This is a genomic window from Ruegeria profundi (assembly GCF_049800715.1).
Taxonomy (GTDB): Bacteria; Pseudomonadota; Alphaproteobacteria; order Rhodobacterales; family Rhodobacteraceae; genus Ruegeria; species Ruegeria profundi_A.
The window spans coordinates 1-16,060 of record NZ_JBNAFO010000026.1; the positions used below are offsets into that span (position 1 = coordinate 1).

14 protein-coding genes are annotated in these 16,060 nt (G+C 60.4%); 8 read left to right on the forward strand and 6 right to left on the reverse strand.

Translation table 11 applies throughout. The features are described 5' to 3' along the window. The 3 genes from ACP15L_RS22515 to ACP15L_RS22525 form a co-directional block, all read left to right on the forward strand. Positions 1 to 477 (forward strand): (2Fe-2S)-binding protein (locus tag ACP15L_RS22515; RefSeq protein ID WP_425082680.1); only part of this gene is annotated, 477 nt, incomplete at its 5' end. Between the two features lie 25 nt (positions 478 to 502). Continuing rightward, a complete protein-coding gene (locus ACP15L_RS22520; RefSeq protein WP_425082681.1) occupies positions 503 to 2,863 on the forward strand; it encodes a xanthine dehydrogenase family protein molybdopterin-binding subunit in 2,361 nt (786 codons plus the stop codon). Between the two features lie 95 nt (positions 2,864 to 2,958). After that, the gene (locus tag ACP15L_RS22525; protein WP_425082682.1) at positions 2,959 to 3,750 is read left to right on the forward strand and encodes an FAD binding domain-containing protein; all 792 of its coding nucleotides are present in this window, start codon (positions 2,959 to 2,961) and stop codon (positions 3,748 to 3,750) included. 50 nt (positions 3,751 to 3,800) lie between these two features. On the opposite strand, the gene ACP15L_RS22530 is transcribed toward ACP15L_RS22525, so the two are convergent. Together ACP15L_RS22530 and ACP15L_RS22535 are read right to left on the reverse strand one after the other, a co-directional pair. Continuing rightward, complete coding sequence (locus tag ACP15L_RS22530) at positions 3,801 to 4,691, reverse strand: FAD:protein FMN transferase (protein WP_425085852.1); 891 nt, start codon at positions 4,689 to 4,691, stop codon at positions 3,801 to 3,803. Then, a complete protein-coding gene (locus ACP15L_RS22535; RefSeq protein WP_425085853.1) occupies positions 4,688 to 6,751 on the reverse strand; it encodes a 4Fe-4S binding protein in 2,064 nt (687 codons plus the stop codon). Before ACP15L_RS22535 ends, ACP15L_RS22530 begins: the two co-directional genes overlap by 4 nt. 200 nt (positions 6,752 to 6,951) lie before the next feature. Here ACP15L_RS22535 and pqqA point away from each other — a divergent pair, with 200 nt between their 5' ends. The 5 genes from pqqA to pqqE are packed head-to-tail and all read left to right on the forward strand — an operon-like array spanning position 6,952 to position 10,058. Further along, positions 6,952 to 7,059, forward strand: coding sequence for a pyrroloquinoline quinone precursor peptide PqqA (pqqA, locus tag ACP15L_RS22540; RefSeq protein ID WP_152460716.1), 108 nt, complete (start codon positions 6,952 to 6,954; stop codon positions 7,057 to 7,059). A gap of 26 nt (positions 7,060 to 7,085) precedes the next feature. Beyond that, entirely contained in the window at positions 7,086 to 7,973 is an 888-nt protein-coding gene (pqqB, locus tag ACP15L_RS22545) for a pyrroloquinoline quinone biosynthesis protein PqqB (RefSeq protein WP_425085854.1), read from the forward strand. Beyond that, positions 7,970 to 8,698, forward strand: coding sequence for a pyrroloquinoline-quinone synthase PqqC (gene pqqC / locus ACP15L_RS22550; RefSeq protein WP_425085855.1), 729 nt, complete (start codon positions 7,970 to 7,972; stop codon positions 8,696 to 8,698). Before pqqB ends, pqqC begins: the two co-directional genes overlap by 4 nt. Beyond that, positions 8,695 to 8,982, forward strand: coding sequence for a pyrroloquinoline quinone biosynthesis peptide chaperone PqqD (pqqD, locus tag ACP15L_RS22555; protein WP_425085856.1), 288 nt, complete (start codon positions 8,695 to 8,697; stop codon positions 8,980 to 8,982). The genes pqqC and pqqD overlap by 4 nt, the downstream gene beginning before the upstream one ends. Beyond that, entirely contained in the window at positions 8,979 to 10,058 is a 1,080-nt protein-coding gene (pqqE, locus tag ACP15L_RS22560) for a pyrroloquinoline quinone biosynthesis protein PqqE (RefSeq protein WP_425085857.1), read from the forward strand. Before pqqD ends, pqqE begins: the two co-directional genes overlap by 4 nt. Positions 10,059 to 10,543: 485 nt before the next feature. On the opposite strand, the gene ACP15L_RS22565 is transcribed toward pqqE, so the two are convergent. From ACP15L_RS22565 to gcvT, 4 genes are all read right to left on the reverse strand, one after another. Next, on the reverse strand, positions 10,544 to 11,530 hold the full coding sequence (locus tag ACP15L_RS22565) for a helix-turn-helix domain-containing protein (protein ID WP_425085858.1): 987 nt from the start codon (positions 11,528 to 11,530) through the stop codon (positions 10,544 to 10,546). Between the two features lie 87 nt (positions 11,531 to 11,617). After that, entirely contained in the window at positions 11,618 to 14,473 is a 2,856-nt protein-coding gene (gene gcvP / locus ACP15L_RS22570) for an aminomethyl-transferring glycine dehydrogenase (RefSeq protein ID WP_425083765.1), read from the reverse strand. 115 nt (positions 14,474 to 14,588) lie between these two features. Continuing rightward, positions 14,589 to 14,954 carry a glycine cleavage system protein GcvH gene (gene gcvH, locus ACP15L_RS22575; RefSeq protein ID WP_170381008.1) on the reverse strand — a complete coding sequence of 122 codons (366 nt, stop codon included), beginning with the start codon at positions 14,952 to 14,954 and terminating at the stop codon, positions 14,589 to 14,591. Between the two features lie 18 nt (positions 14,955 to 14,972). After that, on the reverse strand, positions 14,973 to 16,060 hold a 1,088-nt coding region (gene gcvT / locus ACP15L_RS22580), incomplete at its 5' end, for a glycine cleavage system aminomethyltransferase GcvT (RefSeq protein ID WP_425083766.1).

Here is a 16,060-nt window from a genome sequence, read left to right on the forward strand (position 1 = left end):
ATATCGCTGACTGTGAATGGCATGTCTGTGAGCGGTGATGTTGAGGGTCGGACGTTATTGTCTGGTTTTTTGCGGGATCATTTGTCTTTGACGGGGACGCATGTTGGCTGTGATACGGCGCAATGTGGGGCCTGTGTGGTGCATGTGAACGGCGAGGCCGTGAAGTCGTGCAACATGCTGGCGGTTGAGGCCGACGGTGCCGAGGTCGGCACGATCGAGGGTCAGGCGGCCGAGGATGGGACGCTCAATGCGATCCAGCAGGCGTTTCAGGATCACCACGGGCTGCAATGCGGCTTCTGCACACCGGGCATGGTGATGAGCGCGGCGGCCTTGCTGAAGGACAATCCCCGCCCGTCCGAGGCCGAGATTCGCAAGTATCTGGAAGGCAACCTGTGCCGCTGCACAGGCTATCACAACATCGTCAAGGCGATCATGGCCGCTTCGGGCCAGGACGTCAGCAGCATCGCCGCCGAATAAGCGGCCCGAGGGAGGAGAACAAGCAATGCCCAAAGACAGTGGCATCGGAGCCAGTTCCAAGCGGCGCGAGGACGTGCGCTTTCTGACCGGAGCAGGCAATTACACCGACGACATCAACGTGGCCGGACAGGCCTATGTTCATTTCCTGCGCTCGGATATCGCGCATGGCCGGATCACCAGCCTTGATACCTCGGCGGCCGAGGCCATGCCGGGCGTGGTCAAGGTGTTCACCGGCAAGGATTTCGAAGGCGTGGGCGGCATGCCCTGCGGCTGGGAGGTGACGGACAAGCACGGCGCGCCCATGCAGGAGCCTGCGCATCCCATTCTGGCCCAGGGCAAGGTGCGCCATGTGGGCGATCCCATCGCCGCCATCGTGGCCGACAGCCTGGAGCAGGCGCGTGACGCGGCCGAGGCGATTGACCTCGAGATCGAGGAACTGCCCGCCGTGATCGACATGAAGGCCGCAGCGCAAGAGGGCGCGACGCTGGTCCATGACGATCTGAAGAACAACATCTGCTATGACTGGCAGCTGGGCGAGACTGACGATGCAAAGGTCAATGAGGTCTTCGCCAATGCGGCCCATGTGACCACGCTGGATCTGGTCAACAACCGCCTGGTCGCCAACCCGATGGAACCACGCGTGGCGGTTGGTGAGTATAAGCGGGGCACGGATGAGTACACGCTCTATACCACGTCGCAGAACCCGCATGTGATCCGCCTGCTGATGTGCGCCTTTGTGCTGGGCCTGCCCGAGCATAAGGTCCGCGTGGTGGCCCCGGATGTGGGCGGCGGTTTTGGCACCAAGATATTCCACTATGCGGAAGAGGCGTTCTGTACCTTCGCCGCCAAGGCCTGCAACCGCCCGGTCAAGTGGACCTCCAGCCGGTCCGAGGCGTTCATGTCGGACGCCCATGGCCGGGATCATGTCAGCAAAATCGAACTGGCGCTGGATGCAGACAATAACTTCATCGGGTTGCGGACCAACACCTACGCGAACCTTGGAGCGTATCTGTCGACCTTCTCCAGCTCGGTGCCCACATGGCTGCACGGCACGTTGATGGCGGGCAATTACAAGACGCCGGTCATTCAGGTGAATGTGAAGGCGATGTTCACCAACACAGTGCCGGTGGATGCCTATCGCGGCGCGGGCCGGCCCGAGGCGACGTTCCAGTTGGAACGCGTGGTGGATAAAGCTGCGCGCGAGCTGGGAGTCGATCCGATTGCCCTGCGCCGTCAGAACTTCATCACCCAGTTCCCCTATGACACGCCGGTCGCTCTGACCTATGACACTGGGGATTACAACGGGACCATGGACAAGCTGGAAGCTGCGGCTGATCTGGCAGGCTTTGCCGCGCGCCGTGCGGCAAGCGAGGCCAAGGGCAAGCTGCGGGGTCTGGGCATCAACTGCTATATCGAAGCGTGCGGCATTGCGCCCTCGAACATCGTTGGCATGCTGGGGGCCCGAGCGGGTCTTTATGACGCGGCGACCGTGCGGGTGAATGCCACCGGCTCGATCAGCGTCATGGTTGGCGCGCACAGCCACGGGCAGGGGCATGAGACCGCCTTCCCGCAGGTTGTGGCCGACATGATCGGCATTGATGAATCGATGGTCGAGATCGTGCATGGCGACACCTCAAAAATCCCGTTCGGCATGGGCACCTATGGCTCGCGCTCTCTGGCGGTCTGTGGCTCGGCCATGGTGAAGGCCACCGAGAAGGTGATCGACAAGGCCAAGAAGATCGCAGCCCACCTGCTGGAGGCGTCTGAGGCCGATATTGAGCTGAAGGACGGTCAGTTCAGCGTCGCGGGCACCGACAAGTCGGTGGCCTGGGGCGACGTGACCCTGACAGCTTATGTGCCGCATAACTTCCCGCTGGAGGTTGAGCCGGGGCTGGAGGAGACCGCGTTCTATGACCCGGCCAACTTCACCTTCCCCTCGGGCGCTTATGCCTGCGAGGTTGAGGTCGACCCCGAGACCGGTCAGGTCAGTATCGAGGCCTTCACCGCGGCGGATGACTTTGGCAACATTGTCAATCCGATGATCGTGGATGGTCAGGTGCATGGCGGCATTGGCCAGGGTATCGGCCAGGCTCTGCTGGAGAACTGCGCCTATGATGAGAATGGCCAGCTGTTGAGCGCGTCCTTCATGGATTACGCCATGCCGCGCGCCGATGATGTGCCCTTCTACGGCGTGGATCATTCCAGCCAGACGCCCTGTACGCATAACCCGCTGGGTGTGAAGGGCTGTGGTGAGGCCGGGGCGATTGGCTCTCCGCCGGCTGTGGTCAATGCCGTTCTGGATGCGATGAATTCGGGCGGCAAGGCGGTGGATCACATCGACATGCCAGTAAGCCCGTCGCGCGTCTGGGCGGCGATGAACAGCTGAGTTGAGAGGGCGGACCGGGGGCCAGCCCCCGGACCCCCGAGGTATTTTTAGCCAGATGAAGAGCGGATCTGCGCTCTTCGGAAAGGAAAAGCGGAATGTACAGTTTCGAGTTTGAGAAGCCTTCGAGCATTGCCGACGCGGTTGCTGCGTTGGGGGCCGAGGATGCGCAGCCATTGGGCGGGGGTCAGACGCTGATCCCGACGCTGAAGCAGCGCCTGGCGGCCCCTTCGGTGCTGGTCAGCATGGGTGGGATTGCCGAGATGCAGGGTGTCTGTGTCGAGGATGACGGCTCGGTCGTCATTGGCGGGGCGACGCCCCATGCCACGGTGGCGCGTGAGGCGGCGGGGTCGTATCCGGCGCTGGCGGCTTTGGCGGGTCAGATCGGCGACCCGGCGGTGCGCAACCGCGGCACCATTGGCGGGTCGGTGGCCAACAATGATCCGGCGGCCTGTTATCCGGCGGGTGTGCTGGGCTCAGGCGCGACCATCGTGACCAACGCGCGGCAGATCGCGGCGGACGACTTCTTTCAGGGCATGTTTGCCACCGCGCTGGATGAGGGTGAGATCATCACCTCGGTCCGGTTCCCTGTGCCGCAGGCGGCGAGCTATCAGAAGTTCCTGCAGCCCGCGTCCCGGTTTGCATTGGTCGGTGTCTACGTGGCGCGGTTCGCGGATGGTGTCCGCGTGGCCGTGACCGGCGCCAGCGAAGACGGCGTGTTCCGGTGGGCAGAGGCCGAAGAGGCCTTGAACAAATCCTTCAGCGCCGAGGCATTGATGGGGCTGAGCGTCAACCCGATGAACATGATCGCCGACCTGCATGGCAGCAAAACCTACCGCGCGCATTTGGTTGGGGTGATGACGAAACGCGCCGTCCAAGACTGCGTGTAACCACAAAAACAACAAACCCAAAAGCCCCGGGCAAAACCCCGGGGCTTTTGCTATGATTGGAAGGTCCGGACAGACCCATTCTGGTGAACACAAATTACAGTGGTGCTCTTGGGTGTCCGATCCAGGATGGTTTGAATCTCACCCTCATCTGCATGGCAAAGCGCCGTTGACAATGCATCTGCCGATGTCGCGTCTGCAGCCTGAACGCTGACCGTTGACCATTGGGGTGGGTGCATGGTTTTTGGATTCAGAACATGAAATTGACCGCCACCTAGTCGCAACGCAGCTGGACTAGAGGTGGCAATTGCTTGATCTTTGAGTGTCCGGGTCTGAACGATCCCGTGTTGAGGGTCGGAGACGCCAAGGGTCCAATTGCGCCCTGCGGCGTAGTACTCACCGATATTGACCAATACGTTGTACCAACCCGCCTGACGCAGCCCCTCTGTGACCAGATCCGTGGCGTAGCCCTGTGCAATTCCATTCAGCGTCAGTGCCTGGCCGACATCCAGCGCAATACAATCGGGCGAAATCCGAACCCGGTCCCATCCAAGGGCTTTGCGCGCGGCATCGAGGTCTCCATTCTGCGCCGCTGCCCGCCACAAGGGTTGAACAGTTGGATCAAAACGCCCGTCGGTCTGCCGATAGGCGCTATCGCAGGCGCGCAGAAGCGCCAGCATTTCGGGCGCGGGCGCTTTCAGGCGGCCAAAACGGTTCAACCGAGACAAATCCGAACTCGGGCGATAGAGGCTGAACAATGCTTCACAGCGTTCAAGCTCGGCTCGGATGCGGATTATGGCGAGTTCGGCAACCTCCGGCGGCGCGTCAAAGGTTAGGCTGACTTCTGCGCCCAAAGCGTAGCCGTGCCATTTTGTGGGCTGTGCCGCAGCCGGAGTGGCCAATGCGGCGGCAGAAATTGCAAGGAAGCGGCGGCGGTTTATCATTCGGCGGCAACCTCTCTGGCTCGGCGTCGAGCGGCGACAATCAGAGGCACGCATTTCGTGCTATCGTCATGGATCGTCACACAGTCAAGACATTGAAAGCACTCATCATATTGGATGCGTCCGCTCTTTGCGATGGCCCCGTATTTACATTTGACCTTACACAACTGGCAGGGAGAGCCGCATTCCGCGCGCCGGTCGATCCAATCGCGCCCGCGCAACAGCCCTCCGATCGCCATGAAGGCGCCAAGCGGACAGACATAGCGGCAAAATCCCTTGAACAGCACCATTCCAAGGAACAGCCATCCCGCCGCATAGGCCACGTAATACCATTCGCGTACAAAGAAGGTGGTGACCGCAGTTTTGAACGGCTCGACCTCGGCAGCTTTGTCCACCTGATCGGGGGCGGCGAAAACAACGCCCACAAGGCCCGCGAGGATGACATATTTCAACCATTTCAGACGCCTGTCCCAGGCCTCGGACGGCTCAATTTGCGGCAGGCGCAGGGCTTTGCCGAGGTGATGCGCGAACTCCTGCATTGCTCCGAAGGGGCAAAGCCAACCGCAGAACAGCCCCCTGCCCCATGCGATGAAACCGGCGATGGACACCACCCAGATCAACAGGGAAAACGGGTCATACAGAAGGAATGCGAAACTGCCGCCCTCGACTGCTGCTCTGAGCGTGCCAAGAACGGTGACGATGGACAGCTGCCCTTGCCCCCACCATCCGACAAAGCCGATGACAACGGCCAGCACGCCCAAGCGGAGTGGCGTGAACAAAGGTTGGGCCGCTAGTACATTCATACGAAAGCTGAGCGCGGCGACGAGACCTGTCAGGAATATCCCAAGAACGATCATATCGGCCTGACGGTTGCGCAGCGCTTCAAGCCATGGCGGGACCGGCGTGATCTGAACCGGACGGGTAAAGAACCGTTCGGGCGTGATATGGGGCACCTCAAGCGTGACCGAGCCTGTTTCGGGCTGGAACATGCCGTGTTCCCGCACGGCCAGCACCTTCAGAACCCAATCGCGCGAGGGGTCAAATCCCAGTCTACGGTCCGTGCGCAAGATCATGGCCGTGCCATCGGGCAGACCATCGGCCAGCTCCACAAACAGATCGGCATCGCGCAGAGCGACTGGAAAACCGTCCTGTTCTGCCGACAGCCAGTCTGGCGCGGTATTGCGCACGAAAACTTCGCTGACCAACCCGTGGCGCGCGGTTTCGATCACCAGGATCGGTTCATCATTGTCCGAGATTTCCAGAAAGCTCTGGAGGTCGTCGAAACTGTCCTCGGCCAACGCAGCGCGGGCAATGGAAGTAGGCCCTACATCGACAACCCAGATGTCTAAGTAAGGCTCATCCGGGTAATCCTGCGCCTCGGGGTCGTCATCTTCCCACAAGGTGCCTGCGAACAAGGCGTCGACCTGCGCGTTGGTGTAGGTCTTGCGCGTGGCGATGCCCTGATCGACAAGATCCTGCCAGGTCAGGTCCTCCTGATACTCGGGGTCGGGAAAGGCGGGCGGCGCGGTGGCCAGCCCCTGCATCTTTTCGCGGGCCACTGCCAGCGCGGCCCCCATGACGGATTCGTGGGCGATGCGTACGCTGGCCGTCGCCTTGGTGACGCCATCCAGATAAACAAGCTGTGAACCCGCCGCGGCATCGCCATAGGGTGTTCCCACCACAATCGAATCCGAAATCGACAGCCCGCCATATTGTTCAAAGAATTTGTGAAACGGGGCCTCACCCAGACCCGAGACAAAGATCGGCTCATTGTGTTCGATCAGTTGGACGTCCAGAAAGCGCCCCTCAAGGTCAAGCACCACCAGCATGTTGATCGGCGCGCCCGAAAACCCCGGCAAGGGCGCCAACGGTTCGGATTCAAACACATATCCGGCCTCACTGCCGCCCGAGTTCAGCAGGCTGTAGACCCCGTCATCGTTCAGCGCATCGCCCAGCGAAAACGGGGCGCGGATATAGGTTTCGATCTGCTCACGCGGCAGAGGCTCTGCCTGAACCGACAGGCCGCTGAAAAGCAAAAACACAAGTAGCAGGATCGCGCGCATGAGCGTGAGACTATATTTCCGCCTGCGCCCATGACATTCGACGAAAGTCCTAAGTCCCGCCTCTACGACCCCAAGGCGGTTGACGCAGCCGCCCCCGCCCCTCAACACTACACCTCATCCCTACGACCAAAGGAGCATTTTCCGAAAATCGTGTCGGTAGTAGGTTTTTACCAACGCCAGTCATTCATCGGGAGGACACTATGACCTGGAGCACACCGAAGCTGAAAGAAGTGAACTGCGGCATGGAGATCAACATGTATTCTCCGTCCGAGGACGAAGGCCGCGAGTACGAGCCCGACCTGTTCTGATCACGTAAACGCAGCGGAGGCCCAAAGTGCATTTCCTGGTTCTTGGGGCTTCTGCAGGTGGCGGTTTGCCACAATGGAACTGCGGTTGCCGGAATTGCGAGGACGCCCGTAAAGGTAAAATCCCGCATTCCGGCCAATCCTCATTGGCGGTGTCCCCGGATGGTCTGAGTTGGAGCATCTTGAACGCTTCGCCCGATATTCGCCAGCAAATGCTGGACAGCCCCAAAATGCACCCCCGCGCGCTGCGCGACACGCCTGTGGCCTCGGTCCTGCTGACCAACGGGGATATCGACCATATCGCCGGGTTGCTCAGCCTGCGTGAACAGACCCCGTTCACCCTGTTTGCCACGGGCGATATTCTGGACGTGCTGTCCCAGAACCGGATTTTCGACGCGGTCAACCGCGAGAAGGTCGAACGCCGCCAGATTGCCCTTGACGATGAATTCCCCCTTCAAGTGGGGCTGCAGGCGCAGCTCTTTGCGGTGCCCGGCAAGGTACCTCTCTTCATGGAGGGCGACAGCGTCCAAACCGATCTGCTAGGCGAACAGACCGTAGGTGTCCGGCTGACCACCGCCGATAAGACCGCCTACTACATCCCCGGCTGCGCGCAGGTGACCGATGACCTGTTGGCTCGAATTGCAGACGCCGATCAGCTGTTCTTTGATGGCACGCTTTGGGACGATGATGAGATGATCCGCACCGGAACCGGAGTGAAAACGGGGCAGCGGATGGGGCATATCTCGATCAGCGGGCCCGAGGGGTCAATCGCCCGACTGCAAGAGATCCGCGCGGCGAAAACCTTCATCCACATCAACAACACCAACCCGGTTCTGCAACCCGACAGCCCGGAACGCGCCTTTGTGGAAACCGCAGGCTGGACCATCGCCTATGACGGGCAGGAGATCACGATATGAGCCGCGACACTCTTGAGGCCCGCCTGCGTCAGATCGGGGCTGAGCGTTATCACGACAAACACCCGTTTCATCACCGGCTGCACAGCGGGGAATGCACCCCCGATCAGGTGCGCGCCTGGGTGATCAATCGCTGGGCCTATCAGGCAGCGATTCCGATGAAGGATGCCGCCTTCATGTCGCGCTGCACTGATCCCGATATCCGGCGCGAGTGGCGATCCCGCATCGAAGACCACGATGGCGGCGTGACCGAGGGCGGCGGTATCCGGCGCTGGCTGAAATTGGCCGAGGCCGTGGGGCTTGATCCCGACTATGTCGCCTCGGGCCGCGGTATCCTGCCCGCAACCCAATTCGCCGTCGACGCCTATGTGCATTACGTGCGTGAAAAGCCCCTGCTGCAGGCGGTCGCGTCTTCTCTGACCGAGCTGTTTGCCCCCAAAATCCACGAACAGCGGATTGAGGGCCTGTTGCAGCACTATGACTTCGCCAATTCCGACAGCCTCTCCTATTTCCAAAAACGCCTGACCCAAGCCCCTAAGGACGTGGCATTCGGCCTGAACTGGGTTTTGGACAATGCGGACACAGAGGAAAAAGAGGACATGGCCTGCGAAGCGCTGATCTTCAAAACCAACGTGCTGTGGGCGCAGCTCGATGCGCTCTGGTCGGGATATGTGGAACCAGGCCTGATCCCGCCCGGTGCGTGGAAACCGGGGGAAGGCCTGTTATGACGCTTGAGCTGCGGCAGTCCGATCGCCCCTATCTGCCTCGCGGCGTGCGAGTTCAGCGCGACACAGTGCGCGACCGCATGGTCCTGCAGGCCCCGGAAAAGGTGATTGAGCTAGACGATATTGGTGTCGCCATCCTGTCACGAGTCGATGGTAAGATCTCGTTTAGCCAGATCGTCACCGATCTTGCCACCACTTACGGCGCCCCTGCCGATCAGGTCGAGACCGATGTTCAACACTTCCTGCAGGCCCTTCGCAGCCGCCTATATGTGTTGGTGCAGACATGACCGCCCCTGCCCCCATCGCGCTTTTGGCAGAGCTTACTCACCGCTGCCCGCTCAGCTGCCCTTATTGCAGCAACCCTGTGGAGCTTGAGCGCAAGGAAACGGAACTCGACACGCAGACCTGGGCGGATGTATTCCAACAGGCCTTCGACATGGGCGTCCTGCAATTGCACCTGTCGGGGGGTGAACCCGCCTCGCGCCGCGATCTCGAAGACCTGACCGCGCAGGCCGCCCGTATCGGGCTTTACACCAACCTGATCACCTCTGGCATCGGGCTGACCCCCAAACGGCTGGATCGACTCGAGGAGGCAGGGCTGGACCACATCCAACTGTCTTTGCAGGGAACGAATGCAGCTCTGGCCGATCGCATTGGGGGCTATCGCGGCGGCTTTGACCGAAAGATGGTCATCGCTAAAGAGATCGGTGACAGGGGTATCCCGCTGACCCTGAACGCGGTCATGCATCGCCACAATCTTGATGATCTGGATCGCACGATCGAAATGGCCGTCGAACTGGGCGCCCGCAGGCTCGAGGTCGCTTGTGTGCAATTCCATGGCTGGGCTCTGCCGAACCGCGCCGCACTGCTGCCGACACTTGAGCAGACCCGGGCCGTGAAAGACACCGTTGCCCGCGCCAGTAAGGATTTGCGCGGCGTTCTGGCCATCGACTTCGTGCCGCCTGATTACTACTCGGACTTTCCCAAGGCCTGTATGGGTGGCTGGGGATCCACAGGCCTGAACATCACGCCCAACGGCACCGTCTTGCCTTGCCATGCGGCACAGACCATCACCCATCTGGAATTCGAGTCGGTGCGCGATAGACCCTTATCGGATATCTGGCACCACAGCAGCGCCTTCAACGCCTATCGGGGAACCGATTGGTTGCCCGAACCCTGCCAAAGCTGCGAGAGGAAAGAAATCGACTTCGGAGGTTGTCGTTGTCAGGCGATGGCCTTTGCGCAGGATGCCGAAGCCACCGATCCCGTTTGCAAAAAGTCACCGCTGAATAGCCGGGTCAAAGACGTTTTGGACGCCATGTCAGCCAATCCTGAAAGAGACTTCATCTATCGCAAAGCGTGACCCCCAACCAAGTTCTATGGCGGGCAGAAATATCCTCGAACATCTGTTGTAGCGGATTGCGGCACGCCGCAAATCCTTGAGGCTACCGAGCTTGATTTCGATCCGGTTACGCCCTTTGTAGTGACCTTTGTCGTATTTGATAGCTTTCTTACATCGCTTTCGACCTGCGAGATAGGCGCGTGTTCCTTTGTCTTTCGACGCATCTCAGATGCCGGTCAGCGTCTCCGCAACAATCTCCAATCAGCCAGTCAAAATCTGGGAGGCTGCTAAGCAAGTCCCGCGCGACGAAGTCGTCGCGGACCGCCCCGGCGGTCAAAACAAGGTTCACCGGATAACGTCAGCTGTTACACATGTCGTGCAACTTGGTTTTCGCGCTACTTTTGGCACAGCCAATCAGGCGTCCACGCCCACGTATTTTGGCCAGACTGTTCGCTATAAGTTGCTTTCGCATATCGAGGAACTTATCCGGATTGAGATCTCTTGTTCTATTCACACCCAAGATACCGCCGCTTCCGGCTCTCTTCAGGAGTAGATTTGCAGTGTTTGAAGAAGCTCCGGGACATGGCGGAACGAGACGAAAACCCAGTCGCGGCGGCAACTTCTGCAAAGGGCATGTCCGTGTATTTGAGCAAGATCCCAACCCTCTCCAAACGCAACTCCTTGTAAGTGTCCAGAAGCTTCGCATTTGTTTTGCTGAGATATCTTCTCTGAAGCTGCCGGACAGATGTACCAACTTTCGCGGCAAGTTCTGAAATGCTCAACGGGTCTTCGATATGCGTCATCATGATCGCCAGCGTATGAATGACCACCTCGTCCCCTTTGGCCTCGCCAATGAGCCGATTGGCAATTTGACTCTCGGTTTTCTTCCCGGGCTCGCTCAATCCGACATATCTGCGTAGCGCATCAGCAATATGTTGACCGTGATCATCCGAAACGAGCTCCGAAAGTAATCCCAGAGCACTGATGCGGGTATTGGCGCTGTGCAATCGACCATCTGTCGCCAGGCAAGTTGATGCCCCGCAGCTGACAATTCCCTGTTCGAAAGCAGCCGCTTCAAAAGTGGCATGCACTGCAGCCGCTCTTGGTTCAGAACCTGCCATCTGCGCCAGCAACATCACGGCGCCGCCGACCAAAATCACTCTGGGTGACAGATTCATCACTTGCGAAACCCAAAGCTTTTGGTCTCCTGCCGGGCACCATGCACTCTCCAAGTCGCCCCAGAACACCGCAGTCCGCCCAGCCCAATCAAGTGGTCCGCCAACTTTGTCGGTAGCAACAACACGTGCTGTCACCACATAGGCTTTTTTAGCGATCAATGTGTTCAACGCATGGAAAAACTCCACTACCAATTCTGCTGATGCCCTATCCTCTTGGCAGCGCAGAATGACTTCGATGTGATTAGGGCGTTCTTTTGCCACGTTGGCGATTTGAGCTGCACCTGCGTGACAATTTTGTATGACATAATGCTTCATCAGAACCACCAATTGGTTTGATTGGGTCAGGTGAGAGAAACATTGTTCCCTTCGATAACCCCCGCCTTTCGGCGGGGTCTTTTAGTTTTATTCTGCGGCTTCTTCGTAAGCTTCCATTGGTGGGCATGTGCAGACGAGGTTTCGGTCTCCGTATGCGTTGTCGACGCGGTTGACGGGGGACCAGTATTTGTCGACGCCCATGGAGCCCGGAGGGAAGCAGGCCTGTTCGCGGGTGTAGGGGCGGTCCCAGTCGCCGACCAGATCGCGCACCGTGTGGGGGGCGTTTTTCAGCGGGTTGTTCTCCGCGTCGATCTTGCCGTCGATGATGTCCTGCGCCTCGGCCCGGATCGAGAGCATGGCGTCGCAGAAGCGGTCCAGCTCGTCCTTGGGTTCGGACTCGGTGGGCTCCACCATCAGGGTGCCCGCCACCGGCCAGGACATGGTCGGCGCGTGGAAGCCGCTGTCGACCAGACGTTTGGCGACGTCATCCACGGTGACATGCGCTGCCTCGTCCAGCGGACGCGTGTCGAGGATGCATTCATGCGCCACACGACCGGTCTCGGAGGTGTAGAGGATCGGATAGGCATCCTTCAGACGCGCCGCGATATAGTTGGCGTTCAGGATCGCCACTTTGGTCGCCTGCGTCAGACCCGCGCCACCCATCAGCAGCACATAGGCCCAGCTGACCGGCAGGATCGAGGGCGAGCCGAAGGGCGCCGCCGAGACCGGACCCACAGCGGTGCCGTATTCCGGGTGGCCGGGCAGATGTTCTTCAAGGTGGGCCTTGACGCCGATCGGACCCATGCCGGGGCCGCCGCCGCCATGCGGGATGCAGAAGGTCTTGTGCAGGTTCAGGTGGCTGACATCGCCGCCAATGTCACCGGGACGCGACAGGCCCACCATGGCGTTCATGTTGGCGCCGTCGATATAGACCTGACCGCCATGGTCATGGGTGATCTGGCAGACCTCCTGCACGGTGGTCTCGAACACGCCATGGGTCGAGGGGTAGGTGATCATGCAACCGGCCAGATGATCGGAATGCTTCTCGGCCTTGGCGCGGAAGTCGTTCAGATCAATGTTGCCATTCTCATCCGCCTGCACCGGCACCACCTGCCAGCCCACCATCTGCGCCGAGGCCGGGTTGGTGCCATGCGCCGAGGTCGGAATCAGGCAGACATTGCGGTGCCCTTCGCCGCGGGCGAAGTGATAATTGCGGATGGTCAGCAGGCCTGCGTACTCGCCCTGCGCGCCCGAGTTGGGCTGCTGGCTGATCGCGTCATAGCCGGTGATCTGGCACAGCTTGTCGTTCAGATCGGCAATCATCTCATGATAGCCCTGCGCCTGATCTTCGGGGCAGAACGGGTGCAGATTGCCGAACTCGGGCCAGGTGACCGGGATCATCTCGATCGTGGCGTTCAGCTTCATGGTGCACGAGCCCAGCGGGATCATTGCCCGGTCCAGCGCCAGGTCGCGGTCGGCCAGACGGCGCATATAGCGGGTCATCTCGGCCTCGGCCCGGTTCTTGTGGAAGATCTCGTGGGTCAGATACGGCGTCTCGCGCAGCGCGTAGTCCGGCAGGCGGTACTGCTTGTTCGAGCTGTCGTCTGTCTTGTCGATGCCAAAGGCCCCCCAGACGGCTTCAATGGTCTCGGGCCGGGTCTGTTCGTCCAGGCTGATGCCAACCTTGGTCTCGCCGACCTTGCGCAGGTTGACGCCCCGGGCGACGGCGGCCTCCATGACGGTCTTCTGCAGGTGGCCGACCTCAACGGTGATGGTGTCGAAGAACACTTCGGGCTCGACCGAGAAGCCCGCCTCTTCCAGACCGGCGGCCAGGCGCGAGGTCTTGCGGTGTACCGATTGCGCGATGGCCTTGATGCCGTCGGGGCCGTGATAGACCGCATACATCGAGGCAATCACCGCCAGCAGCGCCTGCGCAGTACAGACGTTCGAGTTCGCTTTCTCGCGGCGAATATGTTGCTCGCGGGTTTGCAGGGCGAGGCGATACGCTTTGTTGCCGCGGCTGTCGATGCTGACGCCGATGATCCGGCCCGGCATGGACCGCTTCAGCTTGTCGGTGGTCGCCATGTAAGCGGCGTGCGGGCCGCCATAGCCCATCGGCACGCCAAAGCGCTGGGTCGAGCCGATGGCAATATCCGCGCCCATCTCACCCGGTGACTTCAGCAGGGCCAGCGACAGGATGTCGGCAGCGACGATGGCGATGGCTTTGTGCTCATGCAGCGCTGCGATTTCCTTGGTGAAGTCGCGCACATGGCCGTGGGTGCCGGGGTATTGGAAGATCGCGCCAAAGACAGCACCGGCATCCAGCGTATCGGGATCGGCCACCTGCACGTCGATGCCCAGGGGCTCAGCGCGGGTTTTGATCACCGCGATGGTCTGCGGGTGGCAGTTCTTGTCGACAAAGAACGCCGCGTTGTTGGCCTTGGACCGACCGCCGCGCTTGGCCATCGCCATGGCTTCGGCCGCAGCAGTGGCTTCGTCCAGCAGCGAGGCGTTGGCCACATCCAGCCCGGTCAGGTCGCTGACCATGGTCTGGAAGTTCAGCAGCGCCTCAAGACGGCCCTGGCTGATCTCGGGCTGATAGGGCGTGTAGGCGGTGTACCAGGCCGGGTTTTCCAGGATGTTGCGCAGGATCGGCGCGGGCGTGGTGGTGCCGTAATAGCCCTGACCGATCAGCGAGGTCAGAACCTTGTTCTTACTCGCCACCTCTTTCATGTAGAACAGCGCATCGCGCTCGGTCATTGCCGGACCCCAGTCCAGCGGCTCTTTCTGGCGGATCGCCGGCGGGACGGTGGCGTCGATCAGTTGGTCCAGCGTCTTGAAGCCGATCACCTTGAGCATGTCGCGCATCTCGGTCGGGCTGGGACCGATATGGCGGCGATTGGCAAAGTCATAGGCTTCGTAGTCAGTCAGTTTGAAAGCCATTGCAGCGCTCCTATGAATAAGTCAGGTCGGGCGGAGACCACGCAGGCCCCCGATACATCATCACGAGCCGGTCCGGCCCGAACGGGCGGAGCCCCATTCAGGGCTCCGGTCTGGATCAGCCGATGAAGTCCTTGTAGCCGGCCTCATCCATCAGATCTTCCAGCTGCGACGCGTCGGTGATCTTGATCTTGTAGATCCATGCCTCACCTTCGGGGTCTTCGTTCAGCGCGCCAGGATTGTCGGCCAGCGCCTCGTTGACCTCGACGATCTCGCCATCAACCGGGGCATAGAGTTCCGAGGCCGCCTTGACGGATTCGATCACACCGATCTCGCCGTCTTTCTCAAACTCATCACCCACTTCCTGCTGTTCCACGAAGACCACATCGCCCAGCTGCTCGGCGGCATGTTTGGTGATGCCCAGAGTGGCTGTGTCGCCATTCACGTCGATCCACTCGTGCTCTTCGGAATAATAGGTTGCCATCTTGTCTCTCTCCTGACTTCAACGCTTGTAATTCTGGGTGACGAAGGGCAGCGCCACGATCTCGGCCGGTTGTGGCTTGCCCCGAATGATCAGATTGACGGTCTCGCCCGGCTCACCATGGCCTGCGGACACATAGCCCATCGCAACGGGGCCACCGACCGTCGGGCCAAACCCGCCCGAGGTGATCTGGCCAATCGTATTGCCTTCCGCACACTGGATCTCAACACCCTGACGCGCAGGCGCGCGGCCCTCGGGCTTGATGCCCACCAGCTTGCGGGATGCGCCCTCGGCCAGTTCTCTCTGGATGCGCTCGGCCCCCGGGAACCCGCCCTCTTCCTTGCGGCGCTTCTGGATCGCCCAGCTCAGCGAGGCTTCGATCGGCGAGGTGCTCTGGTCGATGTCATTGCCATAAAGGCACAGCCCGGCCTCCAGCCGCAGGCTGTCGCGCGCGCCCAGACCGGCCGCTTCACAATCCTCATGCGCCAGGAAGGCGCGGGTGATCTCAATCGCCTTGTCCTCTGGGATCGAGATCTCGTACCCGTCCTCACCGGTATAGCCCAGGCGCGAGATACGGCATTCGACGCCGTTGATATCGGCCACGGTGGTTTCCATGAACTTCAGATCGCGGGCGGGCGGGCAAAGCTCACCCACAACGTTCTCCGCTGCGGGGCCTTGCACGGCGACCAGCGCGCGGTCGAATATCTCGGTCACTTCGACGCCTTCGAGGTGCTCGCGCATATGCGGAATGTCCTGATGGCGCAGCGCCGCGTTCACCACCACAAAATAGTGATCCCCCGCGTTCGACACGATCAGGTCATCCATGATCCCGCCGTCTTCATTCGTAAAGAACCCGTACCGCGCCTTGCCTTCCTTCAGCGTTGCATAGGCCTGCGGGCAAAGCGCCTCAAGCTTCTCGCCCACATTCTCACCGCGCAGGATCACCTGACCCATATGGCTCACATCAAACACCGCCGCCTTCTCACGACACTGCTTGTGCTCCCCCATAATCCCCAACGGATACTGAACAGGCATCTCCCAGCCCGCAAAATCAACCATCTTTCCACCCAACTCAACGTGAAGAGAGTAAAGTGGAGTGCGATTCGGTG

Excerpts from the sequence above, each read along its gene's own strand:
- ACP15L_RS22520 (WP_425082681.1), top strand. The coding sequence starts at position 503 with ATGCCCAAAGACAGTGGCATCGGAGCCAGTTCCAAGCGGCGCGAGGAC.
- ACP15L_RS22525 (WP_425082682.1), top strand. The coding sequence starts at position 2,959 with ATGTACAGTTTCGAGTTTGAGAAGCCTTCGAGCATTGCCGACGCGGTT.
- ACP15L_RS22530 (WP_425085852.1), bottom strand. The coding sequence starts at position 4,691 with ATGATAAACCGCCGCCGCTTCCTTGCAATTTCTGCCGCCGCATTGGCC.
- ACP15L_RS22535 (WP_425085853.1), bottom strand. The coding sequence starts at position 6,751 with ATGCGCGCGATCCTGCTACTTGTGTTTTTGCTTTTCAGCGGCCTGTCG.
- pqqA (WP_152460716.1), top strand. The coding sequence starts at position 6,952 with ATGACCTGGAGCACACCGAAGCTGAAAGAAGTGAACTGCGGCATGGAG.
- pqqC (WP_425085855.1), top strand. The coding sequence starts at position 7,970 with ATGAGCCGCGACACTCTTGAGGCCCGCCTGCGTCAGATCGGGGCTGAG.
- pqqD (WP_425085856.1), top strand. The coding sequence starts at position 8,695 with ATGACGCTTGAGCTGCGGCAGTCCGATCGCCCCTATCTGCCTCGCGGC.
- pqqE (WP_425085857.1), top strand. The coding sequence starts at position 8,979 with ATGACCGCCCCTGCCCCCATCGCGCTTTTGGCAGAGCTTACTCACCGC.
- ACP15L_RS22565 (WP_425085858.1), bottom strand. The coding sequence starts at position 11,530 with ATGAAGCATTATGTCATACAAAATTGTCACGCAGGTGCAGCTCAAATC.
- gcvP (WP_425083765.1), bottom strand. The coding sequence starts at position 14,473 with ATGGCTTTCAAACTGACTGACTACGAAGCCTATGACTTTGCCAATCGC.
- gcvH (WP_170381008.1), bottom strand. The coding sequence starts at position 14,954 with ATGGCAACCTATTATTCCGAAGAGCACGAGTGGATCGACGTGAATGGC.